The organism is Variovorax multivorans (assembly GCF_051216835.1).
Lineage (GTDB): Bacteria > Pseudomonadota > Gammaproteobacteria > Burkholderiales > Burkholderiaceae_C > Variovorax.
On the sequence record NZ_JBPJZL010000007.1, the window covers coordinates 386,976 to 413,766 of the forward strand.

Consider the following 26,791-nt stretch of genomic DNA (forward strand, 5'->3'; position numbering starts at 1 on the left):
AGGCTACAGCCGCAGCGGCGCAGCGTAGCCCGTCATCTCCAGATAGCCACGCCCCACGCGGCGCCCTTGCGCATCGAGCAGATCGCTCACGCCTTCCCAGTACACGCCGCCGGTCGAGCCGCGGCTGTCCAGTTCCTGGTCGTCGAGCAGGGCGCGCACCTCGAAGCTGCCAGCGGGCGTCTGCACGCGCCATTGCGTCGGGTACTTTGCCTGCGTGCGCGGGCTGTCCCAGGTCTTGAGGCTCTCGAAACGCACTTCGTCGTTCCTGAAGATGCGAGCCGCGCCATCGCGTGGGCGGAACGAGCCGCCGCCCCACAGTGCACTGCCGTCGCTGCGCCGCAGGTGGAAGGCGGTGAGGGCGCTGCCGTCGTCGAGGTTCATGCCGATCCAGTCCCAGCCCACGGCCTCGGGGTGCATCAGCGCCTCGCTCCATTCATGGTCCAGCCATGCGGTGCCGCCCACGTCGAAGGACTGTCCCTTGAGCGTGAGCTTGCCTTGCGCCTTGAGCTGCGGTTCGCTGTAGTAGTAGCTCGCCTGCGATTCATCGGGCCCCTTGCGCGAGAGGCCGGCGTTGCCTTGCAGCAGCACCGGCTGCGTCGGCGTGAAGCGCAGGTCGAGCGAGAACTCGCCAGCCGGAATGCGCGCGACGTAGATGCCGTCTTTTTCCCGCACCAGCGACCAGTCACGGATGCGCACGTCGGTGTCGCTCGTGCTCGCCTCCGCCACGCCGAAGCCCGTGCGCGCGATGCGCTGGTCATGCAGCAGCACGCGGCCTTCGAGGTCGGTGACGGCCGCGTGCGCGAACACGAGATGCTTCGCCGCGAAGGCCGAGCGCATGCCCTGCGTGGCCTCGACGCGCGAGCGGAAGAAGGTCACCTGATAGCCGAACTCGCGCCCCGCCGGCGTCTTCGCATGACCGGTGATGTACCACCACTCGGTGTGCAGGTCAGGGTGGCTGCCGAAGTCGCGCGGAAACTCCAGCCGGCGCTCGGGCAATGCCCATGCCGCCAGCGGCCCCGCCGCGAGCGCCGCCAGCAGCAGGCCGCGGCGCGACAGCAGTGGCAGGGGAGACATCACGACGCCACCAGCGCATCGATGCGCTGCTGTGCCGGCCCGATGTCGCCGAAGGCGTTCTGCACCCACGCTGCGTCGTGGTAGCTCGGCAGGTAGCGTTCGCCCGCATCGCACAGCAGCGAAAGAATGGAACCCTGCCGCCCCGCCGCGCGCATCTCCTGCGCCACGGCCAGCATGCCGATGAAGTTGGTGCCCGTCGACGGCCCGACCTTGCGCCCCAGCAGCGCCGACAGCGCATGCATGGCCGCTACCGAATCGAGGTTCGGCACTTCGATCATCCGGTCGACCAGCGTGCGGATGAAGCTCGGCTCCACGCGCGGACGGCCAATGCCCTCGATGCGCGAGCCGGCGGCCGTCAGCGTGGCGTCGCCCGTGCGGTGGTAGGCCGAGAACACCGAGCCTTCGGGGTCGGGCACGCACACCTGCGTGTCGTGGCAGCGATAGCGCAGGTAGCGACCGATGGTCGCGCTGGTGCCGCCCGTGCCCGCGCCCACGACGATCCACTTGGGCACCGGATGCCGCTCGCGCGACATCTGCTGGAACATGCTCTCGGCGATGTTGTTGTTGCCGCGCCAGTCGGTCGCGCGCTCGGCATACGTGAACTGGTCCATGTAGTGGCCACCGGTGCGCTCGGCCAGCGCGCGGGCTTCTTCGTACACCTGCGCGGCATGGTCGACGAAGTGGCAGCTCGCGCCGTAGAAGGCGATCTGCGCGATCTTCTCGGGCGAGGTGGTGCGCGGCATCACCGCGATGAAGGGCAGGCCCAGCAGCCGCGCGAAGTAGGCCTCGCTCACGGCCGTCGAGCCGCTGGAGGCCTCGACGATGGTCGTGCCTTCGCGCACCCATCCGTTGCACAGCGCATAGAGAAAGAGCGAACGTGCGAGCCGGTGCTTGAGGCTGCCGGTCGGGTGCGTCGATTCGTCCTTCAGGTACATGTCGATGCCGTGCGCGGCGAACGAGGGCAGGGGCAGCGGGATCAGGTGCGTGTCGGCACTGCGCTGGTAGTCGGCTTCGATGCGACGGATCGCGCCGCCGAGCCAGCCGCTGCAGGAGGGGATGGAGGGTGTTTGCTGCATGGCGCTCAGTCTACAAGTCATGCCTTGTAACGCCCACGCAAGGCGCAAATCGGGATACTGTGCCCTGCCATCTACAACAAGGCAGGAGACGAGACACATGAAAAGAACAAACCTGCGCCTAGCATCGCGGCGCTCGTTAGGTCAAAGGCATTCCTTCGGCGTCGTTGCGCTCGCGGCCCTTGTGCTCGCGGGTTGCGCGTCGGGGCCTCCCGGTTCGCAGACGCCCACGCGCCCTTCTTCATCGTTCGCCGTGCCCGGTCTCGAGAAGCCGGCCGAAGTGCTGGTCGACCGCTGGGGCGTGCCGCATCTTTATGCGGGCACGCTCTACGACGCATTCGTGGCGCAGGGCTTCATCGCCGCGCGCGACCGCTTGTGGCAGATGGATCTCTGGCGCAAGCGCGGCCTCGGCGAAATGGCGAAGGACTTCGGCCCCGCCTGGGTCGAGAACGACCGCGCCGCGCGCGCCGTGCTCTATCGCGGCGACATGTACCGCGAGTGGCTGGCCTATGGCTCCGACGCCAAGCGCGTGGCCGAGGCCTTCACGGCCGGCGTCAATGCCTATGTGGCGCAGGTGCGCGCGCAGCCCTCGTTGCTGCCGCCGGAGTTCGCGCTGCTGGGCTACCAGCCGGCAACGTGGTCGCCCGAAGACGTGGTGCGCATCCGGCATCACGGCCTCACGCTCAACTTCACGTCGGAGATCGATCGCGCCCGTGCGTACTGCGCGGGCGGAGCCGGCGTCAAGGCCGACTGGCTGCGCCGCGAGCTCGATCCGCCGATCAACCCGCGCGTGCCGCCGGGGCTCGACCCGTGCACCATTCCCGCGGCCGAACTGCGCGCTGCCTACATGCGCGCAACAGAGTCGCCGCAGTTCACCAAGGCCAACACGCGGCTGGCGTCACCGGTGGCCCAACTGCCGGGCAGCGACGAAGCAGAACAGCTGCAGGCATCGCAAGGCGACCCAACCGGCGCCTACGGCAGCAACAACTGGGTGATCTCGCCGAAGCTCACGTCCACCGGCCGTCCCATCCTGGCCAATGACCCGCACCGCGCCCACGGTGCGCCCAGCCTGCGCTACATGACGCACCTGAGCGCACCGGGCATGGACGCCATCGGCGCGGGCGAGCCCTTCCTGCCTGGTCTGTCGATCGGGCATAACGGCACCATCGCCTTCGGCCTCACGCGCTTCTACATGGATCAGGAAGACCTGTACGTGTATCAGCTCAACCCGCGCAATGCCAACGAGTACCGCTACCAGGGCCGCTGGGAGCCGATGGTGCGCGTCACCGAACGCATCGCGGTCAAGGGTGAGAGCGCGCCGCGCGAGGTGGTCAACACCTTCACGCGCCATGGCCCGGTGCTGCTGTCCGAACCGGGCAAGCAGCGCGCATATGCACTGCGCGCGGCGTGGCTGGAGCCCGGCATGGCGCCGTACTTCGGTTCCATGGACTACATGCGCGCGCGCAACTGGGACCAGTTCCGCGCCGCCATGAACCGCTGGGGCGCGCCGGGCGAGAACCAGGTCTATGCGGACACGAGCGGCAACGTCGGCTGGATACCCGGCGGCCTGACACCCATCCGGCCCAACTGGGACGGGCTGATGCCGGTGCCGGGCGATGGGCGCTACGAGTGGTCGGGCTTCCGCAACGGCGACGAGCTGCCTTCGGAGTTCAACCCGGCGCGTGGCTATGTGGTGACCGCCAACGAGAACAACATTCCGCCCGACCATCCCGCCGCGAAGAAGGGCGTGGGCTACGAGTGGAGCGACGCGGCGCGTGCGCGGCGCCTCAAGGAGCTGTTCGCGGCCAAGGTGGCGGCGGGTTCGCGCTTCTCCATCGAAGACTCGGAGCGCATGCAGAACGACATCGTCGCGACGCCCGCGCAGCGCGTGCTGAAGCTGCTGGCCGGCCTGCGCAGCGATGACGCGCAAACGGCAACAGCGCTGCGCATGCTGCAAAGCTGGGACGGCACCATGGACCGCGACAGCGCTGCCGCCGCGCTGTACGAGGTGTGGAGCAGCAAGCCCTTGCGCGCCGCCGTGCTCAAGGCCGGTGCGGGCGATGCCGGCGCCGCGCTGGCCGCGCCCGGCGACAGCACGCGCATGGTGCTGCTGCTCGAGAACCCGTTCGGCTGGGTCACGAACGAGCAGCGCGATGCACTGCTGCTCAAGACCTTGCCGGCAGCGATGCAGGAGCTCACCACCAAGCTCGGCCCCGACCCCGCGACCTGGAAGTGGGGCGCGTTGCACCGCGCCGAGTTCCGCCATCCGCTCGGCGGCGTGGTCGATGCCGCCACGCGCAAGAAGCTCGACGTGGGCGACTGGCCGATGTCCGGCTCTTCCTTCACGCCGATGGCGGCCACCTACCGGGCCAGCGACTACAAGCTGACGGCGGGCGCATCGTTCCGCATGGTGCTGGACGTGGGCAACTGGGACGCCTCGCGGGTCATCAACACGCCGGGCCAGTCGGGCAACCCGGAGAGCCCGAACTACCGCGACCTTGCGCCGCTATGGCTCGAAGGCAAGTACGTGCCGCTGGTCTACAGCCGGGGAGCCGTCGAGAAGGAAACGGTGGAGAGGATCCAGCTGACGCCGGCGCGCTGAGGCGCTGAGGCCGCCTACCAGTCTTCCTTCACAGCCAGCACCACGTCCTTGCCGGCCGCGGCTCGCCCGGCCAGCCAGGCCGTCACGGTGCCGGCGGCCACCACCGCGCCGCACAGCACCAGCAGACGCTCCCAGGGCACCAGCAGGTCCATGCTCCAGTGGAAGCTCTGCGGGTTCACGACCTTCACCAGCACCACTGACACCGCCAGCCCCAGTCCCAATCCAGCCACGGCGCCGATGGCGGTCCACGCGGCGCCTTCACCGGCCACCACCGCCAGCACCTGCCGCCGTGTGAAGCCTAGGTGCGCGAGCAGCCCGAACTCCTTGCGCCGCGCCAGCACCTGCGCGCTGAAGCTAGCGGCAATGCCGAACAGCCCGATGGCGATGGCCACGGCCTGCAGCCAGTAGGTCACGGCGAAGCTGCGGTCGAAGATGCGCAGCGAGGTCGCGCGGATCTGCCCCACCGATGCGATCTCGACGGACTCGGCGGATGAGCCGCCCTGGCGTGCCGCCAGCGCGCGCACCGCGGTCTGCACTGCGCCTTCCGACGCTCCGGGCGCAAGCCACAGCGCCACGTCGCTCACATTGCGCTCGCCGGTGATGCGCTCGAAGTCCCGCGCATCCATCGTGACCGTGCCGAACTGCCGCGCGTAGTCGCGCCACACGCCCGCCACGAAGAACGTCTGCGCCTTCTTCGAGCCCGCCCGCAGGCCCATTGCATCCGACAGCGGCGTGAATGCCGTGCCCGGCTTCGCGCCATACAGCTCCACCATCGGCTCGCTCACGTAGATGCCGATCTGTCCCTCGGGCACGGGCAGCGCGGCACCCACCAGCGGCAACGACTGCGTTGCCCCGCCTTCCAGGCTGCGCGCAATCAGCGTCACGGTGGGCCGTGTTGCATCGAGCTGAAGCGATTGCGTGCGCAGCGTGCCCGTGCGTGCCACGCCGGGCAGCTGCGCCAGCGACTGCACGAAGGCCGGCGAGAAGGTAGCGGTGTCGGTGCTGCTGCTGTTGCCGCTGTTGCTGCCGCGCCCGCCCGAGGTGGCGCGCACGTACAGGTCGGCCGGCAGCACCACATCGAGCCAGTGCGTCACCGAATCGCGAAAGCTCGCGACCATCACTGTCAGCGCGACCGCCAGGCTCAGGCTCGCGACCACGCCGCTGACCGCCACTGCCGCCGTGCCACGCATGCGGCGCGCGCGCTCGACCGCCAGCATCGGCAGCACGTGTCGCGCGAACATCGGCGCCACTCGGTCGTACAGCAGCGCGATCAGCCAGGGCAGGGCGGTGATGCCTCCGACCAGCAGGCAGCCCACCGACAGGTACGCCGCCACCGGAATGCCGCCGATGGCCGGCATGTTGGCCAGCACCGCGCCGAGCGCGATCAGCCCCAACGCCAGCCAGTGGCCGTTGCCCTGCGTGGGCGCGGCGCCCAGGCCCTTGAGCGTCTGCGCTTCGGGCAGCGCCTGCGCAGCGCGCGCGGGCCACCAGCCGCCGACCAGCGCGGCCAGCACGCCGAGGCCGCCGTACAGCAGCGCCGAGCCCGCGCTCCAGTGCAGCGTGGGCGCCACGCCTTCGAAATACCCGCCGCCGAGATCGCCGCCCAGAACGCGCAGCGCAAAGGCCGCGAGCGCCGTGCCCAGCGCGAGACCGGCTGCACTGCCGATCAGCCCCAGCACCAGCGATTCGGCCAGCACCAGCCGCAGCCGCTCGCGCGGCGTGAGGCCCAGCACGCCGAGCAGCGCGAACTGCTGCGCGCGCTTGGCCACGCTGAGCGCCAGCACCGAGAACACCAGGAACGCACCCGTGAACAGCGCCACCAGCGCCAGCACCGTCAGGTTCACGCGGTAGGCGCGCGACAGGTTGCTCACGCGCTGCGCCGCATCGCCGGGCTCGGCAAACTGCACGCCTGCTGGCCAGCCCGGCGACTGCTGCAGCGAGGCCATGAAGGCGGCCCTGTCCGTGCCGGGCGTCAGTCGCAGGTCGATGCGACTGAGCCGGCCGATCTGGCCGAACAGCTCCTGCGCGGCAGCGATGTCCATCACCGCGAGCGCCGTGCCGCCGGCTGCGAGATGGCCGGCGACGTCGAGCTTGTGCCATGCGTCGCCGCTGCGCAGTTGCATCGTCTCCGTCGTTCCGGTGGGCGTTTCCGCCGGCAGGCCCAGTGCGCTGCGTGCCGCAGCGTTGAGGAACACATGGCCCGGCGCAAACAGCGAGAAGCGGTCTGCGCCGGCTGTGGCCTGCGGCATCAGCGCGGGCGCGATGGTGGGCAGCACCAGCGCATCGACGCCGATCACGCGCATCGGCACTTGGCGCTCGCCGGCCAGCGCGAGACCCTGGAACTCGACCACGGGGCTCGCCAGCGACACCTGCGGGTGCCGGGCCAGCCGCTCGAACACGGTCTCGTCGAAGCCGCCCTGCACGGCGCGCACTTCCAGGTCGGGCTGGCCGTTGACCGAGCGCACCGCGCTCGCGAACTCGTCGAGCGCCGACGCGTTGATCAGCTGCACCGAAAAGGCCAGCGCCACGCCCAGCATCACGGCCAGCACAGCCGCCGCGTTGCGCCAGGGGTGGTGGCGGAGTTCCTGCCAGGAGAAGGTGGTGAGCAATGCGCGCATCGGGCAATTGTCGCGGCGCACGCGGTGTTACGCCGCCGTGGCACGATGGCGCCTCTTCGACGACGCCTGAGGAACCTGACGATGCGGCTCTTGCCCCGTGCCCTGTACCGCCCCTGGCTTGCCGCCTGGTTCCTCGCTCCACTGCTGGCAGGCCATGCCGCCGCGCAGCTTCAGCAGCAGCCCCTGACACTCGCCAGTGACCCGACGGTGCTGGCCAAAGCCGCTCTCGGTGCCGAGCGGGGCACGCTGGTGGTGGGCACGCTGCGCAACGGCCAGGCAGCCTACGGCGCCGCCTACAACCCCGAGCCTCCGTCGTCGCCGCGCGCCATCGCGGCCGGCAGCGCCGAGCAGCCCATGTTCGAGATCGGCTCCGTCACCAAGGTCTTCACCGGCCTGCTGCTTGCGCAGTCGGTGGAGCGCGGCGACCTGAAGCTCGACGACACCGTGGGCAAGCTGCTCGCCGGCAAGGTCGATGGCCTCTCGTCCGCGGTGGCCTCGGTCACGCTGCGCCAGCTCGTCACGCACACGGGCTGCATGCCGGTGATGGCCGATGGCGTAACGGGCGGCGCGTCGCTCGCCGAACAGTTCCGCACCTTCGACAAGCCCATGTTCTGGGCGTCCCTCGCGCGCATCAAGCTCACGGCCGCCGCGCCGCCGTGCGAAGGCGCGTACAGCAACTTCGGCATGGCGCTGCTCGGCCAGTTGCTGGCCGAGCACTACGACACCTCGTGGGGCGAGCTGGTGCGCGCGCGCATCACCGAGCCGCTGGGCATGAACGACACCGTCATTTCGCTCGGCGACAAGGCCTCGCGCATGGCCCCGGCCTTCGCAGGCGACCGCCGCCAGCCGCTGTTCGATATGCTGGCCTACGCGCCGGCCAGCGCGCTGCGCTCCACCGCCGCCGACATGATGACCTTCAGCCGCGCCATCCTCGCGGGCGCTGGCGGCCCGCTCGGCCCGGCCGCCGCGCGCATGCTTACGCCGCTGGCGCGCTACGAGGGCGCCGAGATCGGCTACGCGGTGATGGTGCGCGGGCCTGATGGCGGCCGGCGCACCTACTGGCACGCGGGCGTCACCGAGGGCTACCGCACGCTATGGCTGCTCGCGCCCGACACCGGCGAGGCGCTGATCGTGCTCAGCAGCAACGCACGCGCGCCGATGCAGCCCGTGATGCTGGCCATCGGCAAGAGCCGCTACCCGGTGCCGACAGTGGAAGTGCCGGTCGATCCGAAACGGCTGGAGGACTACAAGGGCGAGTTCCGCGTGACGAAGACCAAGTCGTTGAGCTTCACCGTGCGCAGCGGCAAGCTGCTGGTGCGCGAGACCGGGCGTGGCTACAACGCGCTCACGCCCACCGGTAACGACCGGTTTGCCGTGACTGGCATCGGGGCGCAGTTCGTGTTCCGGCGGGATGCGGGGAATGCGGTGGTTGCGGTGTCGCTGACGCAGGGTGGGAGCCAGCTCGATGCGAAGCGGGTGGGGGAGGCTGTTGCTATGCCGCAGGAGTGAGCGCACGACGCGACTAGCCGGCCAGCGCCAGCAACTGGTCGGCCATCTGCTCCATTTCGCCGCGCATGACGAGTTGCCTGAGCCAGCTCTCCGGAATGCCGCCGATGCCATAGAAGGCGCCCGCCAGCTGGCCGCAGATCGCGGCGGTGGTGTCGGCGTCGTCGCCAAGATTGGTCGCGGCGAGCACGGCCCCCTCGAGGGATTCGGTATGCGCGAAGCACCAGAGGGCTGCTTCGAGCGACTCGACGCAGTAGCCTGATCCCTTGATGTGCTCGATGGGCTTCGAGGCGTAGTCGCCGCGTGCCAGTGCCGCGACCTTCTCGCTCAGCGGCTCCAGCGGCACGGTCGCAAGAATCGCCGACTTGCCTTCGCCGTGCAATGCCGCGCGCAGTTGCAGCGCGAAGAGCCGCGAGCACTCGATGGCCTCCAGCGCGCCGTGTGTGGTGCGTGTGCTATCGCCCGCCTGCTGCCATGTGGCCTCGGCGCTCGCTGCATAGAACATCGGCACCGGCGCGAGTCGCATCAGCGCGCCGTTGCCGGCCGTACGCGGATCGGGGTCGCCCGAGAACGGATCGCCCGACGCGAGATAGCGGGTGAGCGCACCCGACACCGTCAGGCCGATGTCGAAGCATTGCCCCGTGCTGCTCATGTAGCCCACGCTGCGCCAGTTGCAATAGCGGTTCATCTGGTCGACCGCATCGAAGCCCTTGCGGTGGATCAGGCTCGCCGCGAGGCACAGTGCCATCGAGGTGTCGTCGGTCCATTCGCCGGCAATCAGTCCGAAAGGGCCACCACCCTGCATGCCCGTCACGGGGGCGAAGCTGCCGCGCGTGCGGAACTCGACCGTGGTGCCCACGGCATCGCCACAGGCCAGGCCGAGCAGGCAGCCTCGATAGCGTTCGATGTCGGTCATTGCGCTTTCCTCAGCGCATCGCGTGCGGCCATCAGAGCAAAGCCCAGCAGGTTGAGGCCTTTCCATTCGCGTGGGTCTTGCGCCGCGGGATCGGTGGCCGCGAGGCCAATGCCCCAGATCGAATCGACCGGGCTGGCCTCTACCAGCACCTGATGGCCGGTGCCGAGCAGGAAGGCGCCGAGTGTTGGGTTCTGCGAGAACTTCTCAATGTTGCCCTGCGTCACGATGTCGAGGCGCGCGGCCACCCATGCCGCTTCGTCGAATCCGTGGATCTTGCGGCCGAGCTTCTTGGCTTCGCCCGGCGTGCGGGCCGCGAGAATCTGCTCGCAGGTTTCCGCATCGTTGAACAGGCGCGACTTGCCGGCCATCATGAAATGCTCGGCTGTGCGGTAGTGCGTGCCATCGACGGTGAATTCGGCCTCGAACCACTGGCTGAAGCAACTCTTGTTCACGCCGGTCCTGGGCGCCTGGTGCCCCCAGAACAGCAGGTACTCGGGCTGACGGCCCTGTGCGAAATACGCAGGCAGGTCCTGGATGCTGCGCGGTGTCGTCGTCATTTCTTTTTTCTCCTCAGGTGCCGATGTCGAGCGGATGCTCCACCGGCAATTGCAATTCGGGGTTGTCGTTTTGCGCCAAGGGACGCTGTGCGTCCACGAAAGCGCGCATGTCGATGACCTCCAGCAGTTCTTCGTGCGCGAAAGCTGCGAGCGTACGGCCGCGCAGGCCTAGCTGGATCGCGCGGCGTTCCAGCTTGTGGCCGCTGGGCGAGTGATCCGGGTCCCATTGCAGGCGCACTTCCGAGCTCTCGACCGCTGCTTGCCATGCCTCGCGGCTCGGGTAGTTGAGGTTGAAGGTCGATGGCACGGCCTCGCGCACCACGCGCTCGAAGAAAGCACGGCGCAGCCGCAGGCCGAGCGTGACCTCCTGGCCTTCCTTGGCGCCCCAGCCGCAGCGGTACATCATCCAGAGGAAGTTGGGCTTGATCCAGCTCATGCGCGAAAGGCTGAAGTCGGGGCCGTCGAGCCGGCCGTGGCGAATCGCATATTCGCCGATGGCGGGACGGTAGGCTTGGTAGACGACGACGGATGCCGCGTCGTGGTGAGCGAGGATGTGTTGGCCGCTTTGTGGCCAGCGCGCGCGCTGTGTCAGGTGCGATTCGGTGGGCAAGGGCGCGTTCATGGCGCGAGTACTTTCTTGAATGTCTTGTAGATATCTTGTTGTGCAGAGGTGTCGAGCACCGCGAACACGATGCGTTCGAACCGATTCGCCCAGAAAGCGCTGCCGCACAGGTGATTGCGGAAAATCTGGGCCACCATGGCCGGGTCGTTCCGGAACACGCCGCAACCCCAGGCGCCGAGAACCAGAGTGGCGCAGCCTTGTTGGGCTGCCAGCGCCAGAACGAGTTCCAATCGGGTGCGAAGGACGTCTTCGATCCTCGGGATATCTCCCGGCTGATTCTTCGCCACGGCGCCTGCATTGGGCGCTGCGCACGTGATGAAGGTGGCGAGCTCGGGTTGGTCCATCAAGATGCCGTCGTCACTGCGGAAGACGGGGCAGTTCGGTGAAACGATCATCGAGTCCGAATACAGGGCTGCTGCCGAAGCGCGATGCCGCTCGTAGAAAAGCGGTGCACGCAGAAGCGATGCGTAGAGCGCCGAGCAGCTCGCCAGCGACTCCTCCTGAGCGAGGCTGCCGTTCAGGAAACCGCCACCGGGGTTGCGCGCGGATGCGAAGTTCAGTGCCGCAACGGGGCCACCGTTCTCGCGCAGCACGCGAGAGATGCCGGCCAGCGTGGTTTCGTTGATCACTTCGATGGAGGCGCCATGGGGACGCCCCGGCAGTTCCCCGGCTTGCCGGAGGAGGACGCCGGTGTCGGATGCGTCGATATAGCGGGTCGAGCGCAGGCATGCGTCGACGGTCGCCGCGATGTCTACGGTTTGGTGGGCCGAGGTTGTATAGCGCCCTTGCTCGAGGATGGCCAGGGTTTCATGGGCGACGGTCATGCGTTGGTTGCGATTCATTTTTCTTTTTCTTGGTGATGATGTGTGACAGCATTTCTATTGGTTGCTCTGTACAACTAATATAGGGTTGTATAGTACAACTAAATAGCCGAGAGTCAAGCCACCCTGTGACCCAATACAAGTCGAACTTTCCGGCCCTGACCTTCCCGCGGCCGCTGGTCACGGTCGACGTGGTGACGTTCACCGTGCTCGACAACATGCTGCAAGTCTTGCTGGTGAAGCGGCCCGCCGACATGGTCGAGCCGTTCCCCGGCAAGTGGGCCTTGCCGGGCGGCTTCGTGAACATCGACGAAGACGCCACGCTGCTCGATTGCGCCTTGCGCAAGCTGCGCGAGAAGACCGGCGTGGTGACGCCCTACCTCGAACAGCTCGGCAGTTGGGGGGGCGCGCAACGCGACCCGCGCGGCTGGTCGGCCACGCACTGTTTCTATGCGCTGATTCCCGCACAGGCGATGCAGTTGCGCAGCGGCGCCAACGCGGCCGAAGTGGCATGGTTCGAGGTCGATGCCGCTTCGCGCAAGCGGCTGGCCTTCGACCATGGCGAACTGCTCGATGCGGCTGTCGCCCGGTTGCGCAGCAAGGTCGAATACACCTCCCTGCCGGCCTTTCTGCTCGAAGAGCCGTTCACGCTGCCAGCGCTGCAGCAGACCTACGAGGTGGTGCTGGGCCGGGGCATCGACAAGAGCGCCTTCCGCAAGCGCATGCTCGACGGCGGGTTCATGGAAGAGGCGGGAATGCTCACCGGCAGCCTCGGCCGACCGGCCATGAGCTACCGGCTGCGCGATCGTTCGCAGGCAGCGCTGTTTCCCCGCACGTTCAACGCGAAATAAGTCTGGGGCCCTGAGCCGTTCGCTCAAAGCCGATCCGACATCGCATGCAGGTACGCACGAACCGCCGCGCTGGCGCTCAGTCCGATGGCGCGGTCATAAGCCTGCCGCGAGGCGGAACGTGCACCGCCGGCCGCGAGCAGATGCGCACGTGCTGCCCAGAACGGCTGGTAGTTCGCCACCTCCAGCGCGGGAATAGCTTCGAGCGCCCGCAAGCCGATTTCGGGGCCGCGCGCGTTTGCCAGCGCGCAGGCTCGGCTGACCTGGGCGCCGATGCTCGGCCGCAGCGCCAGCAGGCCTTCGTACAGCGACACCAGCACTTCGGGCTCCACCGGCGCGCCCACGCGGCGCTCGCAGTGGGCCGATTGGATGGCCGCTTCAAGCTGGTACGCGCCGAGAGATTTCATTTCTGATGCCCGCCGCAGACAACGCTCGGCCTCCGCGAGCAGATCCGGGTCCCAGCGCAGCGGGTCCTGCTGGTCTAGCGGCACGTAGGCGCCGGTCTCGCTGCGCCGGGCCGCGGCGCGGCTTTCGCAGAACAGCATCAGCGCCAGCAGGCCCAGTGGCTCGGGCTCGTTCGGCATCAGGCCGCACAGGATGCGGCAGAGGTCGATGGCCTCGGCCGTGAGGCCGCGGGGCAGGGCGTCGGCGCCGTCCACGTCGTCCCAGCCGGTGCCGTAGGCGGCGTAGATGCCGTCGAGCACGTCCTGCAGCCGCTGCGGCAGGTCGCGCGCCTGCGGGTATTCGAATGGAATGCCGGCCGCGCGGATACGGGCCTTGGCGCGTACCAGCCGCTGGCCGAGCGTGGCCGGCGCGGTGAGAAAGGCGCCGGCCATGCGCGCCGCATCCAGGCCGAGCACGGTCTGCAGCATGAGCGGCGCGCGCGCCGGCGCATCGATGGCCGGGTGCGCGCACACGAACAGCAGGCGCAGTCGCTCGTCGGGCACGGCCGCGCCGTCGGTGGTGCCTTCGTCGACCTCGCCGGCCAGCAGCAGCAGGCTCTGCGTGGCGGCGTCCTGCACGCGGGTGTGGCGCCAGGCGTCGAGCTTGCGGTGCCGTGCCACGCTCAGCAGCCAGGCATCGGGCTGCACGGGAATGCCGTCGGCGGGCCAGCGTTCGAGCGCTCGCGCAAAGGCGTCGGCGAGCGCGTCTTCCGATGCGGCGATATCGTGCGTGCGCGCCGACAGGATGGCCAGCAGCCGCCCGTACGAATCGCGCGCCGCACGTTCGGCGGCCCGGTGAGCCGCCGGCTCGCTCATGCTGCTACAGCCGTCGCCATGAAGACAGGCCGTATCTCCACCCCGCCGCTGGTCGCGCAGGGCGCGCGCGCCGCCCATTCGAGCGCGGCGTCGATGTCGGGCACGTCGACCACGAAGTAGCCGCCAAGCTGTTCCTTGGTGTCGGCGAAGGGGCCGTCCTGCACCTGGCGCTTGTCGCCGCGCACGCGCAGCGTGGTGCCGGTCATGGGCGGGAAGAGGCCGTGGCCGCCGAGCGAGATGCCGGCCTGGCGCACGGCGTCTGCATACGCGATCCAGCTGGCCCGGTAGGCCTGCGAGGACGCGTCGTCGCGCTGTTCGAATTCGGCCGCGGGCTGATAGAACATCAACATGTACTGCATGGTGTCTCTCCGTCAAGGAAAAGGCTGTTGAGCAAGATCGCTCACCACAATGACGGCCCGCCGGCGGTCATTTCGACACGAGGTGCGTGCCGAGCAGATTATTTTTTATGTGATTGCCGTTCGGCGCAACGGTTGAGCTACCTAGGCTGTCATGCGGCCTTTGCCCTGATGGAGGGCGCGAACATGGCTTCCATTTCGTTGCGCAGCCTGTAGGCGGCGGTCGAGGTGTCGATCGCCACGTCGGCCCAGCTCAGGCTCTGGCCCTTCTTCACGGCGCGCACCAGCTTGACGTTGTGCGCCAGCCCGAGCGGCAGGCCGCCCAGGCGCAGCGAGCGCTCGGCCGGCAGCAGCTTGCCCCAGACCGTGTAGCCGCCTTCGCCGTCGAGCATCTCGCCCGCCGAGAGGTCGCGCTTGGCTGTGGCGACCACGTCGGCGTTCCAGCAGGTGGCCACGCCGGTGGGCTCGCCGCGAAGCGCCACACTGGCCACCGACATGCCGACTTCCAGCCCGATCAGGTGCCAGCGCTTGTAGAGCGTGAAGTAGCGCCCGCTCGGGTCGGTGTGGGCGTTGTATTCCTCGAAGCAGTTCTTGATGTAGTCGGTCTCGGCCTCGACCGTGACCCACACGCCCATGCGGATGTCGTAGGGAATCTTCCGGCCATCGGCTTCGAGCGACGACACCACCTCGACCATGCCCTTGCGCTCGAGCACGCCGCCTTCGCTCCTGGGCCGCGTGACGAAGGGAATGTCTTCCACGCTCGCGGGCGGATAGAGCAGGCCGTCCGAAGGCACCGTGAGCCCGGTGGCGTTGGCCACCGCCGAGCTTTCGATGGAAGGCTTGGAGCCGTCGAGAAAGCTGTTGAACATCTTCGGGTTGAGCCCGCCGCGCTTCGCCTGCTCGGGCGTGAGGCCGTAGTTGCCCCACACCGTCTCGGGCGTCGATTCGGTGAAGTGCGGCAGCCATTTGTGGCCGCGCCCGGCCGCCACCACCGGAAAGCCGCAGGTGCGCGCCCAGTCGACCAGGTCGCAGATCAGCGCGGGCTGGTCGCCGAAGGCCAGCGAATAGATCACGCCGGCCTGCTGCGCCTTGTGCGCGAGCAGCGGGCCGCAGAAGGCGTCGGCCTCGACCGTCACGTTCACCACGTGCTTGCCGTGCGCGAAGGCGTCGAGGCAGTGGTCCACCGCCGCAATGGGGTTGCCGGTGCACTCGACCACGATGTCGATGGAAGGCTCGCGCGTTACGGCCTGCCAGTCGTCGGTGATCCAGGTGGTGCCTTGCTTCAGCGCCTCTTGCACTGAGCCGGCAGCGGCGCGCTCGGGCTGCCAGCCCACGCGTTCGAGGTTGACGCGGGCGGCGTCGGGCGACAGGTCGGCAATCGCCACCAGCTGCACGCCGGGCGTGCGCGGAATCTGCGCGAGGTACATCGAGCCGAACTTGCCGGCGCCGATCAGGCCGATGCGGATGGGGCGGCCTTCGGTGGCGCGTTGTTGCAGGCGGGTGTGCAGGCTCATGGGGTCAGGCCTGTGCGATGTCGAGCACGTCGAGCGAGGTGCGCAGCGCGCTCTCGGGCAGGCCGTTTTTCCACGGCACTTCGACCGGGTAGGGCTTCAGCAGGCAGTCGTCGGGCAGCATCTCGATGGGCGTGAAGTCGCGGTGCGCGATGTACTCGGGCCGCTTGTGGCGCCGGATGTGGTTGCCGACCGCGCACAGGCTCAGGTACACCGCCACGCGGTTGAAGGGCGAGAGGTTGCTGCCCGAGGCATGCACCAGGCAGCTGTGGAACAGGATCATCGAACCGGCCGGGCCCTTGGGTGAGACGATGCCGCCGTGCCTGCCTCCGGCGCGATCGACCAGCTGGCGGATCAGCTCGTTGTCCACGGTCCACAGCGGGTAGCTGGTGGTCGTGAGGTCATGCTTCGCATCGACCACGCCCTTGCGGTGACTGCCCGGAATGAACATCAGCGGGCCGTTGTGCTCGGTCACTTCGTCGAGAAAGATCGCGACGTTCATCGCGCGCTCGGTGGGCATAAGGTCGTCGTTGAGCCAGGTGCCGTAGTCCTGGTGCCACTGCCACACGTCACCCTCGAAGGCCATCTTGCCGTTGATCTTGAACTGGTGCATGTAGACCTCTTCCTCGAAGAGATCGCTCACCGGCCCCACCATGCGTGGGTGTCGCGCCAGCCGCGCAAAGGGCTCGCTGATGAGGTGCGCGGCGAAGTTCGTGCGCACGGCGTTGGAGCCTTTCTCGCGCACGTTGAAGGCTTCGCGCCTGCTGTAGAGGTCGGGCACCGCGTCGGTCAGCACCTTCGTCTCTTCGGCCGAGAAATGGCCGGGGAAGAACAGATAGCCGTCGCGCTCGAACTGCGCGCGTTGCTCGGGGGTCAGCTTCATGCCTTGTCTCCTTTTTTCGTGGGGGTGGGGGATGCGGCTCGCGCCAGTTGCTGCGCGAGCCGTTCGCTCAATGCCTCGCTGGCCCGCGAGACGTGTTCTTCGCTCAGGCGCGAGGCGCGCTCGACATTGCCGGCGGCGATGGCCGTGGCGATGGCCTCGTGTTCGTCCCACAGCGATTCGCGCTGTGGCTCGGCCTGCAGCACCGCGCCCATCGCGCGGCGCAGGTGGCGCCAGTGCGGATCGGCGCTCTGGCCGATCAGTGGGTTGCCCGATGCGTCGTAGATGGCCTGGTGAAAGGCCACGTCGGCGTCGATCATGGCTTCGACATTGCGCCCGCGCGCGGCACGCCGGCCGCGTTCGATGAGCTTCGGGTCGATGCGAAAACGCTGCTGCGCCGCCAGCCGAGCGGCCAGCACATCGAGCGCGCCGCGCACCTGGTAGACCTTGCGCATCGCCTCGGCTTCCAGCGGCGCCACCAGCACGCCACGGCCGGGCGCGTCGAGCACGAAGCCGTCTTTTTTCAGCAGCCGAAGCGCCTGCAGCACGGGCTGGCGCGACACCGAGAGGCGCTGCGCGATGTCTTCCTGCGTGATGCGTTCGCCAGGCGCGAGCGTGCCGCTGCTGATGGCGCCGAGCAGGGCGCGGTAGACCTGATCGACGAGGTCGGGGGCGGCTTCGATGCTGACGAGCTGGGCGGGCATGGGCGCTTTCTTTGAACTCTGTATACAGAGTACGGAGTTCACGGCCGACGCGTATCCCGGGTTTTTACCCATCGGGGCTGCAAAAATTTGCAAGCCGCCGCTAAGCTCGGACACATGCAACTACCTACCTACGACGACGTCATTGCCGCGGCCGCGCGGCTCGAAGGCCATGCCCACCGCACGCCGGTGCTGCGTTCCACCACCGCCAACGAACGCTGGGGCGCCGAGTTCTTCTTCAAGTGCGAGAACTTCCAGCGCATGGGCGCGTTCAAGTTTCGCGGTGCTTTCAACGCGCTGTCGAAGTTCGACGCCACGCAGCGCAAGGGTGGCGTGATCGCGTTCTCGTCGGGCAATCATGCGCAGGCCATCGCACTGTCGGCGCGCCTGCTGTCGATGCCGGCCGTGATCGTCATGCCGAAAGACGCACCGGCCGCCAAGGTCGCCGCCACCAAGGGCTACGGCGCCGAAGTGGTGATGTATGACCGCTTCACCGAAGACCGCGAGGCGCTGACGAAGCAGCTCGCACAGGAGCGCGGCATGACGATGATTCCGCCCTATGACCATCCCGACGTGCTGACGGGGCAGGGCACGGCGGTGAAAGAGCTGATCGAGGAAACCGGCCCGCTCGACCATCTTTTCGTGTGCCTGGGCGGCGGCGGGCTGCTGTCGGGTTCGGCGCTGTCGGCGCGCGCGCTGGCGCCGAGTTGCAAGGTCTATGGCGTGGAGCCCGAGGCGGGCAACGACGGCCAGCAGTCGTTTCGCGCGGGGAAGATCGTGCACATCGAAACGCCGAAGACCATTGCCGATGGCGCGCAGACGCAGCATCTGGGCGAGTACACCTTCGGCATCATCCGCCGCGACGTGGACGACATCTTCACCGTTACTGACGAGCAACTCGTCGATGCGATGCGCTTCTTTGCCGAGCGCATGAAGATGGTGGTGGAGCCGACAGGCTGCCTCGCCTTCGCGGGTGCGATTGCTGCGGGCAAAGCGATTACCGGCAAGCGCGTGGGCATCGTGATCAGCGGCGGCAACGTCGACCTGTCGCGCTACGCGACCTTCCTCGCGCCGCAGACATAAGGCTTCAGGCCGTGCGCAGCGAACCGAAGAGCCCTTCGGTTTCGTCCTGCGGCCCGGCCGCGAAGTACAGCGCATTGCTGTCGCCGAGCGCCACGCCATTGCCGAACTGCAGGCCCCAGAGGCCGGCGATGGACACGGGCCGGTCCTGCGCATCGCGCAAGTCGTCCACATACTGGCCGCTGGCCGGATCGAAAGCGCAGATGCGGCCCGCCCCGCCGAAATTGCCGACCAGCAGCAAGCCCGACAGCGCGCCGAAGTCAGCGGGCGCAATGGCCACGCCCCAGGGCGCGTTGAGCCGGCCGTCATCCGCATAGACGCGCAGCAGACGACCATCCAGATCGAATTCGACGAGCCTGCCGCGCGAGGGGCGATTGCCCGTTGCGGCTTCGGCCGCGGCATCCAGCGCATCTTCCTCGCCGGCGTGGAAGGCATGCGCTTCGGCTGGGCCGGCCTGGCTGATCGCATACAGCACGAACACCCGGTCCCGGGTTCCGTCGTTCACCACCTGGATGTTGAAAGGCACTGGGTCGCCCGGCCGTGCCGCGCCTGCCGGTCCGCTCGCGAAGGGGTTGGCGAAGCCCTGAGTCGGCACCAACTGCCACTGCGCGTCCAGTGTGCGTATCTGCGGTTGCGCGCCGAAGTCGGCCAGCCACAGCCGGTCCCAGCGGCCGGTGTGGATGGCGGCGCCGAAGAAGGCCATGCCCTGATCGGCACCGTTGAAGACCTCCACGGCCGGGCCGTCCATGCGCACGATGGCGCCGCTGTCTGCATCGCGCTCGGTCCAGGCGCTGACGCTACCGCTGTCGGTGACGAAGACGAAGCGCGCCGAACCGTCCAGCGTGCGCTCGCCGGCCGGCTGGCCTTGCACCCGGAACAGGTCCGAAGTCAGGGCCGCGCCGTTGAACACGACGCCGGTGACCTTGCCTGCGCTGTCGTCGCTCGTGCTGGCATCCGAGCCCGGTACGGTCACTTCGCGCAGGCCGTCCTGGTGCAGTGCGCGCAATGCCGGGTCGGCCGAACGCGTGACGTCGCCGAGGTATTGCCAGGAGATGCCACCGCCGCCAACCCAGAAATGGCCGCCGGCACCGACCGGGCGGATGGCGATGCCCCAGCCATTGATGAATTCCGGCTCCGTGAAGGAAGCGCCGTAGCGGGTGTGGCTGGCCAGCAAATTGGCCTGGCGGTATCGGTTGACAGCGGCGCTATTGCTGCTGCCGCTGTTGCCGCCACCACAGGCGGCCGGCGCTGATGAACATTGGTTGGCAGCGGTGTCGTTGCCCCCGCCACAAGCGACTAGCGCCGATGAAGCGAGCGTGCCTAGAACGAAGTTTCTTCTGTCGAGCATGAGTGATCCCCCTGATTGCATTGCAAAGCCGTTTTATGAATTGGCTGAGCACGCGGGACCACCATGCCTTTGAAGCAGATGAACTGCAGGCGTCGGTGTGTTCGCAGGTGGCTTGGCTACGGGCCGTCGAATGCTATGAGCACCCGTCTTGGAGGTTCAAAAATCCGGCTCTGTTTCTGCCAACTTTTGCCGGACTTGGCGATGGCATTGGGCGTAGCCAGGAAGTCTCAGGTGGCGATGCCGTCGGCGCGCAGATGCAGCAGGCGGTCCGCGCGGGCGGCCGCGCTCTCCGAGTGCGTCACCAGCACCAGCGACGCGCCGTGCTCGCGGGTCTGGCCGATCAGCAGCTCCATCACCTTCGCGGCAGTGGTCGGGTCGAGGTTGCCCGTGGGCTCGTCGGCCAGCAGCAGGGCGGGGCGGTGCACCAGCGCGCGCGCAATCGCCACGCGCTGCAACTGACCGCCCGACAGCGTCTGCGGCAGCCGCGCGCCCATGCCGGGCAGGCCCACCGCTTCGAGCATGTGGGCGACGCGGCCGTCGTTGTCCTTCTGCTGGCCCAGCAGCATCAGCGGCAGCGACACGTTCTGCGCCACGTCGAGGTGCGGCAGCACGTGGAAGGCCTGAAACACGAAGCCCACGTGGCGCCGCCGCCAGAGCGCGCAGGCTTCGCCGTCGAGCGCGCCGATGTCGGTGCCGTCGTGCGTCACCGTGCCCTGGTCCCAGCTGTCGAGGCCGGCCATGCAGTTGAGCAGCGTCGACTTGCCCACGCCCGATTCGCCCACGATGGCGACGAATTCGCCGGGCTCGACGCCGAGCGTCACGTTCTCGAAGACAGGCGCATCACCGTAGTGCTTGCCGAGGTTGGAAATGCGCAGCGTCATCCGGGTTGAGTGGTCTTGGCGATCAGTTGAACGGCGGTCTGCACCGCGTCGGGGGCGTCGCAGGCGATCACGGTGCGCTTCGGCATGCTGCGCAACCAGGTGATCTGCCGCTTGGCAAGCTGGCGCGTGGCGGCGATGCCGCGTTCGCGCAGACCGGTGATGGCCCGGGCATCGGGCACGGCGTCGCCGCAGGCGTCGAGTGTTTCCCATGCCTGCCGGTAGCCGACGCAGCGCATCGAGGGAAGGTCGGTCGACAGGTCGCCGCGCGCACGCAGGGCGCGTACTTCGTCGAGGAAGCCGGCTGCCAGCATCGCATCGAAGCGCTCGGCAATGCGCCTGTGCAGCCAGGCGCGGTCGGTCGGTTCGAGCGAGAACAGCACGCCGCCTTCGACCGCGCTGGCAGTCTTGTTGTCGCTCGCATGAAAGCTCGACAGCGGCTGGCCGCTGCTTTCCCACACTTCGAGCGCGCGCTGGATGCGCTGGCTGTCCTGCGGTGCCAGCCGCGCGGCCGTGACCGGGTCCACCTGCGCGAGCCGCGCATGCATGGCGGGCCAGCCGAGCGTGGCGGCATCGGCATCGATGCGCGCGCGCACCGCGGCGTCGGCTGAGGGCATGGCGTCGATGCCGTCGAACAGGGCCTTGAAATACAGCATGGTGCCGCCCACCAGCAGCGGCAGCGCGCCACGCGCGCGAATCTCGCCGATGAGCCGCGTGGCGTCGGCCACGAAGGCGGCTGCGCTGTAGCTGTCGCGCGCATCGAGGATGTCGATCAGGTGATGCGGCGCGGCGGCCTGCTCGGCGGCCGTGGGCTTGGCGGTGCCGATGTCCATGCCGCGGTAAACCAGCGCCGAGTCGACGCTGATGATTTCGACCGGTTGCAGCCGCGCCAGCGCCAATGCGGCGGCCGTCTTGCCTGAAGCGGTGGGGCCGGCGAGTGCCACATAGCGCGGCGGACCGGAGCGCGCAGCGGCGGGCGATGCCGGGGGAGCGGCCTCGGCGGCCGGTGCGGAGCTGGGAAGCATGATGCGCCGAGGGTAGCAAATGGCGCGCGCCGGTCTGCAGCGCGGGTCTTGCTCAGGTCGTTTCCCGCATCCGCTTGATGTCGCGCAGCGGTGGCGCCCCGAACAGGCGGGCGTATTCGCGGCTGAACTGCGAGGCGCTTTCATATCCCACGCGCACTCCCGCGGTGCCGGCGTCGATGCCCTGGTTCAGCATCAGTTGCCGGGCCTCTTGCAGGCGCAGCTGCTTCAGGTATTGCATGGGGCTCATGCCCGCCACGGCACGGAAGTGCTGCCGGAACGTCGATGGGCTCATATGCACGGAAGCAGCCAGGTCGTCTGCGAGCACGGGCTGCGTGAAATTCATCTTGAGCCAGGCCATGCTCTGCGCCACCTGCTGGCCTGGAGAGCCGACTGCCACGAGGCGCTGCAACTGCTGGCCGTGGCGCCCGGCGAGCAGGCGAACGGCGATCTCCTGTTGAAGCAGTGGAGCGATCTGGGGAATCAGTTTGGGCTCGGCAAGCAGTTCGACGAGCCGCGTCACTGTGCCAAGCAGTGTCGGATCGAGATCGCCGAGCGACATGGCTCGATAGCTGTAGTCCTTTGTCGGTTGGGGCAACGCCATCTCGGCTGCAGCCTGCACGATGGCGCGCGAGTCGAGCTTGAGCATGAGGCCCAGAAAGGGCCGCGCGGCGCTGGCCTGGGTGACATGCGCCACGACGGGAAGGTCGGCCGTGGTCAGCAGCGATTGCCCCGCGGCGTAGTCGAAAAATTCCTCGCCGAGCGCAACCCGCTTCTGCCCGCTGACAGTGATGCCCACACCAAAGCCATAGATGCAATGCACAGGCTCGGTCGCGGCACTGCGACGGTGGAGCGAGAGTTCGGGAATGGCGGTGATGAAGTCGCCGTCATTTTTGACAACGCTTCCGACCGCTTTGGCCAAGCCGCTCAGGACGGCCGATTCGCTTTGCTGCGTCAGCTGCGGCGCTTCCATTTGAATCCTTTCGGGGTGCTCCGACAAAGTCTAGCTCGCGCATTTCGCTCGGCCCGCATTTCTGGCGCAGTCTCATCGTTTCAGGCAAGAACACGCGCGCTTTCGGCAAACGGGTCCATGGCCCCTGGGCAGACACTGGCACCAACCGAAAGGAACATTCCCATGACCGACAAGAAAATCTGGTTCATCACCGGCGCAGGCCGGGGCCTGGGCGTCGACATCGCCAAGGCCGCCCTGGCCGCCGGCCATGTTGTCGTGGCCACTGGCCGCGATCCCGTGAAGGTGGCTGCGGCCATCGGCTCCCATGCAGACCTGTTGAGCGTCAAGCTCGATGTCACCCGCCTCGACGACGCACAGGCAGCAGTGGAGGCCGCCATCGCGAAGTTCGGGCGCATCGACGTCCTGGTCAACAACGCGGGCAACTTCTACGCCGGTTTCTTCGAGGAGCTGAGCCCCGAGCAGGTCCGCAACCAGATCGAGACACTGCTGTTCGGCCCGATGAACGTCACCCGCGCCGTGCTGCCGATGATGCGCAAGCAGCGCTCGGGTCTGGTGCTCACCATCTCTTCGACTGCGGGGATTGCCGGCGGAATGTTCTGCACTGCCTATGCCGCGGCAAAGTTTGGCGTCGAAGGATGGATGGAGTCGCTTGCCCCTGAGCTTGCCCCCTTCGGCATACGCACCATGCTGGTAGAGCCGGGCTTCTTCCGCACCGAGCTGCTCACCGCCGACTCGACCACTTTCGCCGAGCCGAACATCGACGACTACGCCGAGCGCACCAGGGAAACCGTTGCAGCCTGGAGCAGCATGAGCGGCAAGCAGGGCGGCGACCCCGCCAAGCTCGCAGACGCCATCGTGCGGCTTGCCGCGCTCGAAGAGCCGCCGGCCCGGTTCGCCGCAGGTGCCGATGCCGTGCAGACCTTCGAAGCCAAGGCCAACGCGCTGCTTGCACAGGCTGGCGCGCATCGCGACTTGTCCACGTCTCTTGCCTACGACGACCGGAAACAGCAATGACCAACGACAGCATCGCAACCGTCCAGCGTTCCTTTACCGCTTCCCTCGTCGTAGCGCTGGGTATTGGCGTGAGCGTCGTTGCATGGCCGGCACGCGCAGTGGCCAGCCAGGCGCTGGCGCAGAAGTACGCGTGCGTCGCATGCCACCAGCCCGCGGCCAAGGTAGTGGGCCCGTCCTGGAAAGACATCGGGGCAAGGTACGGCGAAGGAAAGGGAACGGCCGCTCAGCTGGCTGCAAGCATCAAGGCCGGCAGCTCGGGAAAGTGGGGCGCGATGCCGATGCCGCCGCAAACCCAGATCCCCGACGCGGACCTGCAGTCGCTCGCGCAATGGGTGCTCGACGGGGCCAAGTGAATCCGATCCAACCTACTACCTAGGAAGAACCGAACATGAGCGTGCTCCACATCAACGGCCGTGAACACACGGTCGACGCCGACCCCGGCACTCCCATCCTCTGGGCCTTGCGCGACACGCTGGGCATGACCGGCACCAAGTTCGGCTGCGGCGCGGCGCTGTGCGGCGCCTGCACCGTGCATCTGGACGACCAGGCCATCCGCTCGTGCATCACACCCATCTCGGCCGCCGAGGGCAAGAAGATCACCACCATCGAAGCAACGACCAGCGGCAGCGATCGGGTCGGCGCAGCCGTGCACACCGCATGGGTCAAGCACGACGTGGCGCAATGCGGCTACTGCCAGAGCGGTCAGATCATGAGCGCGACTGCCTTCCTCAAATCGCTGCCCCGAGGCAAGCAGCCCAGCGCGGACGAGATCGATTCGGCCATGGTCGGCAACATCTGCCGCTGCGGCACCTACGCCCGCATTCGCGCCGCCGTGGCCGATGCGGCCAAGACCCTCGCCTGAAGGAGCCGCCATGCTGCCCAACATTGCCAACATCGATTACCGCGAACTTCCGCGTGCCATGCAGCGTCTGATGGCCCAGGCCCCGACCAGCGAAGCCGCCACGCTGCCCCGTCGCAGCTTCCTGAAGATGGCCGGAGCCGGCGGCCTCGTGCTCGGCGCCTTTCCTCATCTGGCCATGGCGCAGGCCGATGGCGCAGCGCAGGTGGCCGGCGCGCTCAAGCCGACGCAACAGCCGTCGGCCTTCGTGCAGATCGCACCCAACGGCGAAGTCACGGTGACCATCAACCGGCTGGAATTCGGCCAGGGTGTACAGACCGGCCTGCCGATGATCCTGGCCGAGGAACTGGACGCGGACTGGGCCCTGGTGCGCAGTCGCAACGGATCGAACGACCCCGCTTACGTCGACCCGCTCTTCGGCATCAACATGACTGGTGGCTCCCACTCGATCAAGAACAGCTTCACGCAGTACCGCGAACTGGGTGCACGCGCCCGGGCCATGCTGCTGTCGGCGGCAGCGGCGCGCTGGAAGGTCGATGCGGCCACGCTGCGCACGCAGGCCGGCACGGTGCTGGGCCCGGGTGGGCGCAAGCTGGGCTATGGCGAGCTGGCCGAAGCAGCGATGGCGCTACCGGTGCCTGAGAAGGTCACGTTGAAGAATCCCAAGGACTTCCGGATCATCGGCCGTCCGACCACGCGCCTGGACGCGCGCGCCAAGAGCAGCGGCTGGCAGGACTTCGGCATCGACGTCAAGCATCCCGGTCAGCTCACGGCGGTCGTGGCCCATCCACCGGTGTTCGGTGCCCGCCTGGCCTCGGTGGACGACAGCGCGGCGCGCGCCGTCAAGGGCGTGAAGGCCGTGCTGCGCGTGCCGCTGGACCGCGGCGCCGAAGGCGTGGCCGTGGTGGCCGATGGCTACTGGCCGGCCAAGCTGGGCCGCGACGCACTGAAGCTGCAGTGGGACACGGCCTCCGTCGAGAAGGTGGACACCGAAAAGCAACTGGCGCAGTACCGCGAGCTGGCCGGGCGCCCGGGCTCACGCAAGTTCGACGCCGACATGGCACCGCTGGCCACCGCGCCCCGGCAGCTGGAAGCCGAGTTCGTCTTTCCTTATCTGGCCCATGCACCCATGGAGCCGGAGAACTGCACCGTCAAGCTGTCGAATGGGCGCGCCGAGCTGTGGGTCGGCACCCAGTGCGCCGGGCTGGACGCTGCCGCCGCCGCGCGCGTGCTGAGCCTCAAGCCCGAGCAGGTGACGGTGCATGTGCAGATGGCGGGCGGTGGCTTCGGCCGGCGTTTCGTGGGCACCAGCGACTTCGTGGTCGAGGCCTGCGAGATCGCCAAGGCCGCGCGTGCCGCCGGCTTCGACGTGCCGGTGCGCCTGCTGTGGAGCCGCGAAGACGACATCAAGGGCGGCTACTACCGCCCCATGCATCTGCACCGCGCACGCATCGGCTTCGACGAGCGCGGCAGGATTCTGGCGTGGGACCACGTCATCGTCGGCCAGTCGATCACCACGGGCACGGTGTTCGGAGAATTTCAGGTGAAGGACGGCATCGACGCCACGGCCACCGAGGGCATGCGCGATCCGTACCCGCTTCCGATGCGCCTGACGGTGCATCACCCCCAGGTCAACGTGCCCGTGCTGTGGTGGCGCAGCGTGGGTTCCACCCACACCGCCTTCGTGATGGAGACCCTGATCGACGAGATCGCCCGCAGCACGAAGCAGGACCCGGTGGCATATCGGATGCAGCTCTTCGCAGACAAGCACCCACGCCACCGCGCCGCGCTGCAACTGGCCGTGGACAAGAGCGGCTACGGCAAGAAGCAGCTGCCCGGCGGCCGTGCCTGGGGCGTAGCCGTGCACGAGTCATTCGACTCCGTGGTGGCCTATGTGGTGGAAGCTTCGGTGAAGGACGGCCAGCCGGTGCTGCATCGCGTCACCAGCGGCGTGCACTGCAACCTGGCGGTCAACCCGCGCAGTGTGGAGGCGCAAGTGCAGGGAGCGGCGGTGATGGGACTGTCGACGTGCCTGTCCGGCGGTGCGATCACGTTGAAGGAAGGCGTTGTGCAGCAGAGCAACTTCGGCGATTTCACCGTGGCCCGCATCACCAACATGCCGGAGTTCGAGATCCACATCGTGCCCAGCGCCGATGCACCCACCGGCATGGGCGAGCCCGGCCTGCCGCCATTGGCACCCGCGTTCGCCAACGCCATCGCGCGGCTGACCGGCAAGCCCTTGCGTCAGCTGCCCTTCAATCTGGCTTGACGAC

24 protein-coding genes are annotated in these 26,791 nt (G+C 68.0%); 8 read left to right on the top strand and 16 right to left on the bottom strand.

Features of this window, described 5'->3' with window-relative positions; genetic code table 11:
• Positions 1-3 precede the first annotated feature (3 nt).
• Positions 4-1,074: a lipocalin-like domain-containing protein gene (locus ACSFCA_RS20805; RefSeq protein WP_435460673.1), complete on the bottom strand. Its 1,071-nt coding sequence runs from the start codon at positions 1,072-1,074 to the stop codon at positions 4-6.
• A complete protein-coding gene (locus ACSFCA_RS20810; protein ID WP_435460672.1) occupies positions 1,074-2,150 on the bottom strand; it encodes a PLP-dependent cysteine synthase family protein in 1,077 nt (358 codons plus the stop codon). Before ACSFCA_RS20810 ends, ACSFCA_RS20805 begins: the two co-directional genes overlap by 1 nt.
• 97 nt (positions 2,151-2,247) lie before the next feature.
• Here ACSFCA_RS20810 and ACSFCA_RS20815 point away from each other — a divergent pair, with 97 nt between their 5' ends.
• On the top strand, positions 2,248-4,749 hold the full coding sequence (locus tag ACSFCA_RS20815; protein ID WP_435460671.1) for a penicillin acylase family protein: 2,502 nt from the start codon (positions 2,248-2,250) through the stop codon (positions 4,747-4,749).
• A gap of 14 nt (positions 4,750-4,763) precedes the next feature.
• Here ACSFCA_RS20815 and ACSFCA_RS20820 read toward each other — a convergent pair whose 3' ends face one another.
• Positions 4,764-7,367: an FtsX-like permease family protein gene (locus ACSFCA_RS20820; protein ID WP_435460670.1), complete on the bottom strand. Its 2,604-nt coding sequence runs from the start codon at positions 7,365-7,367 to the stop codon at positions 4,764-4,766.
• 81 nt (positions 7,368-7,448) lie between these two features.
• On the opposite strand from ACSFCA_RS20820, the gene ACSFCA_RS20825 reads away from it, so the two are divergent.
• On the top strand, positions 7,449-8,876 hold the full coding sequence (locus ACSFCA_RS20825) for a serine hydrolase domain-containing protein (RefSeq protein ID WP_435460669.1): 1,428 nt from the start codon (positions 7,449-7,451) through the stop codon (positions 8,874-8,876).
• Between the two features lie 13 nt (positions 8,877-8,889).
• Here the strand turns inward: ACSFCA_RS20825 and ACSFCA_RS20830 are convergent, their stop codons facing one another.
• From ACSFCA_RS20830 to ACSFCA_RS20845, 4 genes are read right to left on the bottom strand one after another with little or no spacing between them, the layout of a single operon-like run.
• Positions 8,890-9,789 carry an ADP-ribosylglycohydrolase family protein gene (locus ACSFCA_RS20830; RefSeq protein ID WP_435460668.1) on the bottom strand — a complete coding sequence of 300 codons (900 nt, stop codon included), beginning with the start codon at positions 9,787-9,789 and terminating at the stop codon, positions 8,890-8,892.
• Positions 9,786-10,346 (bottom strand): NADAR family protein, encoded by a 561-nt coding sequence (locus ACSFCA_RS20835; protein ID WP_435460667.1) that lies wholly within the window; start codon positions 10,344-10,346, stop codon positions 9,786-9,788. Before ACSFCA_RS20835 ends, ACSFCA_RS20830 begins: the two co-directional genes overlap by 4 nt.
• Positions 10,347-10,359: 13 nt before the next feature.
• Positions 10,360-10,968, bottom strand: coding sequence for a DUF4291 domain-containing protein (locus tag ACSFCA_RS20840; protein WP_435460666.1), 609 nt, complete (start codon positions 10,966-10,968; stop codon positions 10,360-10,362).
• Complete coding sequence (locus tag ACSFCA_RS20845; RefSeq protein WP_435460665.1) at positions 10,965-11,810, bottom strand: TIGR02452 family protein; 846 nt, start codon at positions 11,808-11,810, stop codon at positions 10,965-10,967. Before ACSFCA_RS20845 ends, ACSFCA_RS20840 begins: the two co-directional genes overlap by 4 nt.
• Positions 11,811-12,007: 197 nt before the next feature.
• On the opposite strand from ACSFCA_RS20845, the gene ACSFCA_RS20850 reads away from it, so the two are divergent.
• A complete protein-coding gene (locus ACSFCA_RS20850) occupies positions 12,008-12,640 on the top strand; it encodes an NUDIX hydrolase (RefSeq protein WP_435460912.1) in 633 nt (210 codons plus the stop codon).
• Positions 12,641-12,663: 23 nt separating this feature from the next.
• On the opposite strand, the gene ACSFCA_RS20855 is transcribed toward ACSFCA_RS20850, so the two are convergent.
• From ACSFCA_RS20855 to ACSFCA_RS20875, 5 genes are all read right to left on the bottom strand, one after another.
• Entirely contained in the window at positions 12,664-13,896 is a 1,233-nt protein-coding gene (locus tag ACSFCA_RS20855) for an RNA polymerase sigma factor (protein ID WP_435460664.1), read from the bottom strand.
• Entirely contained in the window at positions 13,893-14,255 is a 363-nt protein-coding gene (locus ACSFCA_RS20860) for a YciI family protein (RefSeq protein WP_258350147.1), read from the bottom strand. Before ACSFCA_RS20860 ends, ACSFCA_RS20855 begins: the two co-directional genes overlap by 4 nt.
• Positions 14,256-14,404: 149 nt before the next feature.
• The gene (locus ACSFCA_RS20865) at positions 14,405-15,766 is read right to left on the bottom strand and encodes an NAD(P)H-dependent oxidoreductase (protein ID WP_435460663.1); all 1,362 of its coding nucleotides are present in this window, start codon (positions 15,764-15,766) and stop codon (positions 14,405-14,407) included.
• 4 nt (positions 15,767-15,770) lie between these two features.
• On the bottom strand, positions 15,771-16,646 hold the full coding sequence (locus tag ACSFCA_RS20870) for a phytanoyl-CoA dioxygenase family protein (protein WP_435460662.1): 876 nt from the start codon (positions 16,644-16,646) through the stop codon (positions 15,771-15,773).
• Positions 16,643-17,347, bottom strand: coding sequence for a GntR family transcriptional regulator (locus ACSFCA_RS20875; protein WP_435460661.1), 705 nt, complete (start codon positions 17,345-17,347; stop codon positions 16,643-16,645). The genes ACSFCA_RS20870 and ACSFCA_RS20875 overlap by 4 nt, the downstream gene beginning before the upstream one ends.
• Positions 17,348-17,461: 114 nt before the next feature.
• Between ACSFCA_RS20875 and ACSFCA_RS20880 the strand changes: the two genes are divergently transcribed.
• A complete protein-coding gene (locus ACSFCA_RS20880; RefSeq protein WP_435460660.1) occupies positions 17,462-18,427 on the top strand; it encodes a threo-3-hydroxy-L-aspartate ammonia-lyase in 966 nt (321 codons plus the stop codon).
• Positions 18,428-18,431: 4 nt separating this feature from the next.
• Here the strand turns inward: ACSFCA_RS20880 and ACSFCA_RS20885 are convergent, their stop codons facing one another.
• The 4 genes from ACSFCA_RS20885 to ACSFCA_RS20900 all read right to left on the bottom strand — a co-directional run bounded on the left by ACSFCA_RS20885 (position 18,432) and on the right by ACSFCA_RS20900 (position 22,645).
• On the bottom strand, positions 18,432-19,772 hold the full coding sequence (locus tag ACSFCA_RS20885) for a TIGR03118 family protein (protein WP_435460659.1): 1,341 nt from the start codon (positions 19,770-19,772) through the stop codon (positions 18,432-18,434).
• Between the two features lie 227 nt (positions 19,773-19,999).
• Positions 20,000-20,653, bottom strand: coding sequence for an ABC transporter ATP-binding protein (locus ACSFCA_RS20890; protein ID WP_093057810.1), 654 nt, complete (start codon positions 20,651-20,653; stop codon positions 20,000-20,002).
• On the bottom strand, positions 20,650-21,675 hold the full coding sequence (gene miaA / locus ACSFCA_RS20895) for a tRNA (adenosine(37)-N6)-dimethylallyltransferase MiaA (protein ID WP_435460658.1): 1,026 nt from the start codon (positions 21,673-21,675) through the stop codon (positions 20,650-20,652). Before miaA ends, ACSFCA_RS20890 begins: the two co-directional genes overlap by 4 nt.
• Positions 21,676-21,727: 52 nt before the next feature.
• Entirely contained in the window at positions 21,728-22,645 is a 918-nt protein-coding gene (locus tag ACSFCA_RS20900) for an AraC family transcriptional regulator (protein ID WP_435460657.1), read from the bottom strand.
• Between the two features lie 162 nt (positions 22,646-22,807).
• On the opposite strand from ACSFCA_RS20900, the gene ACSFCA_RS20905 reads away from it, so the two are divergent.
• Genes ACSFCA_RS20905 through ACSFCA_RS20920 form a run of 4 tightly spaced genes read left to right on the top strand, consistent with a single transcriptional unit; the run spans position 22,808 to position 26,787 of the window.
• On the top strand, positions 22,808-23,659 hold the full coding sequence (locus ACSFCA_RS20905) for an SDR family oxidoreductase (protein WP_435460656.1): 852 nt from the start codon (positions 22,808-22,810) through the stop codon (positions 23,657-23,659).
• Entirely contained in the window at positions 23,656-24,012 is a 357-nt protein-coding gene (locus tag ACSFCA_RS20910) for a c-type cytochrome (protein ID WP_435460655.1), read from the top strand. Before ACSFCA_RS20905 ends, ACSFCA_RS20910 begins: the two co-directional genes overlap by 4 nt.
• Before the next feature lie 35 nt (positions 24,013-24,047).
• Positions 24,048-24,521 carry a (2Fe-2S)-binding protein gene (locus ACSFCA_RS20915; RefSeq protein ID WP_435460654.1) on the top strand — a complete coding sequence of 158 codons (474 nt, stop codon included), beginning with the start codon at positions 24,048-24,050 and terminating at the stop codon, positions 24,519-24,521.
• A 10-nt stretch (positions 24,522-24,531) separates the two neighbouring features.
• Positions 24,532-26,787, top strand: coding sequence for a xanthine dehydrogenase family protein molybdopterin-binding subunit (locus ACSFCA_RS20920; RefSeq protein WP_435460653.1), 2,256 nt, complete (start codon positions 24,532-24,534; stop codon positions 26,785-26,787).
• Positions 26,788-26,791: the final 4 nt, after the last annotated feature.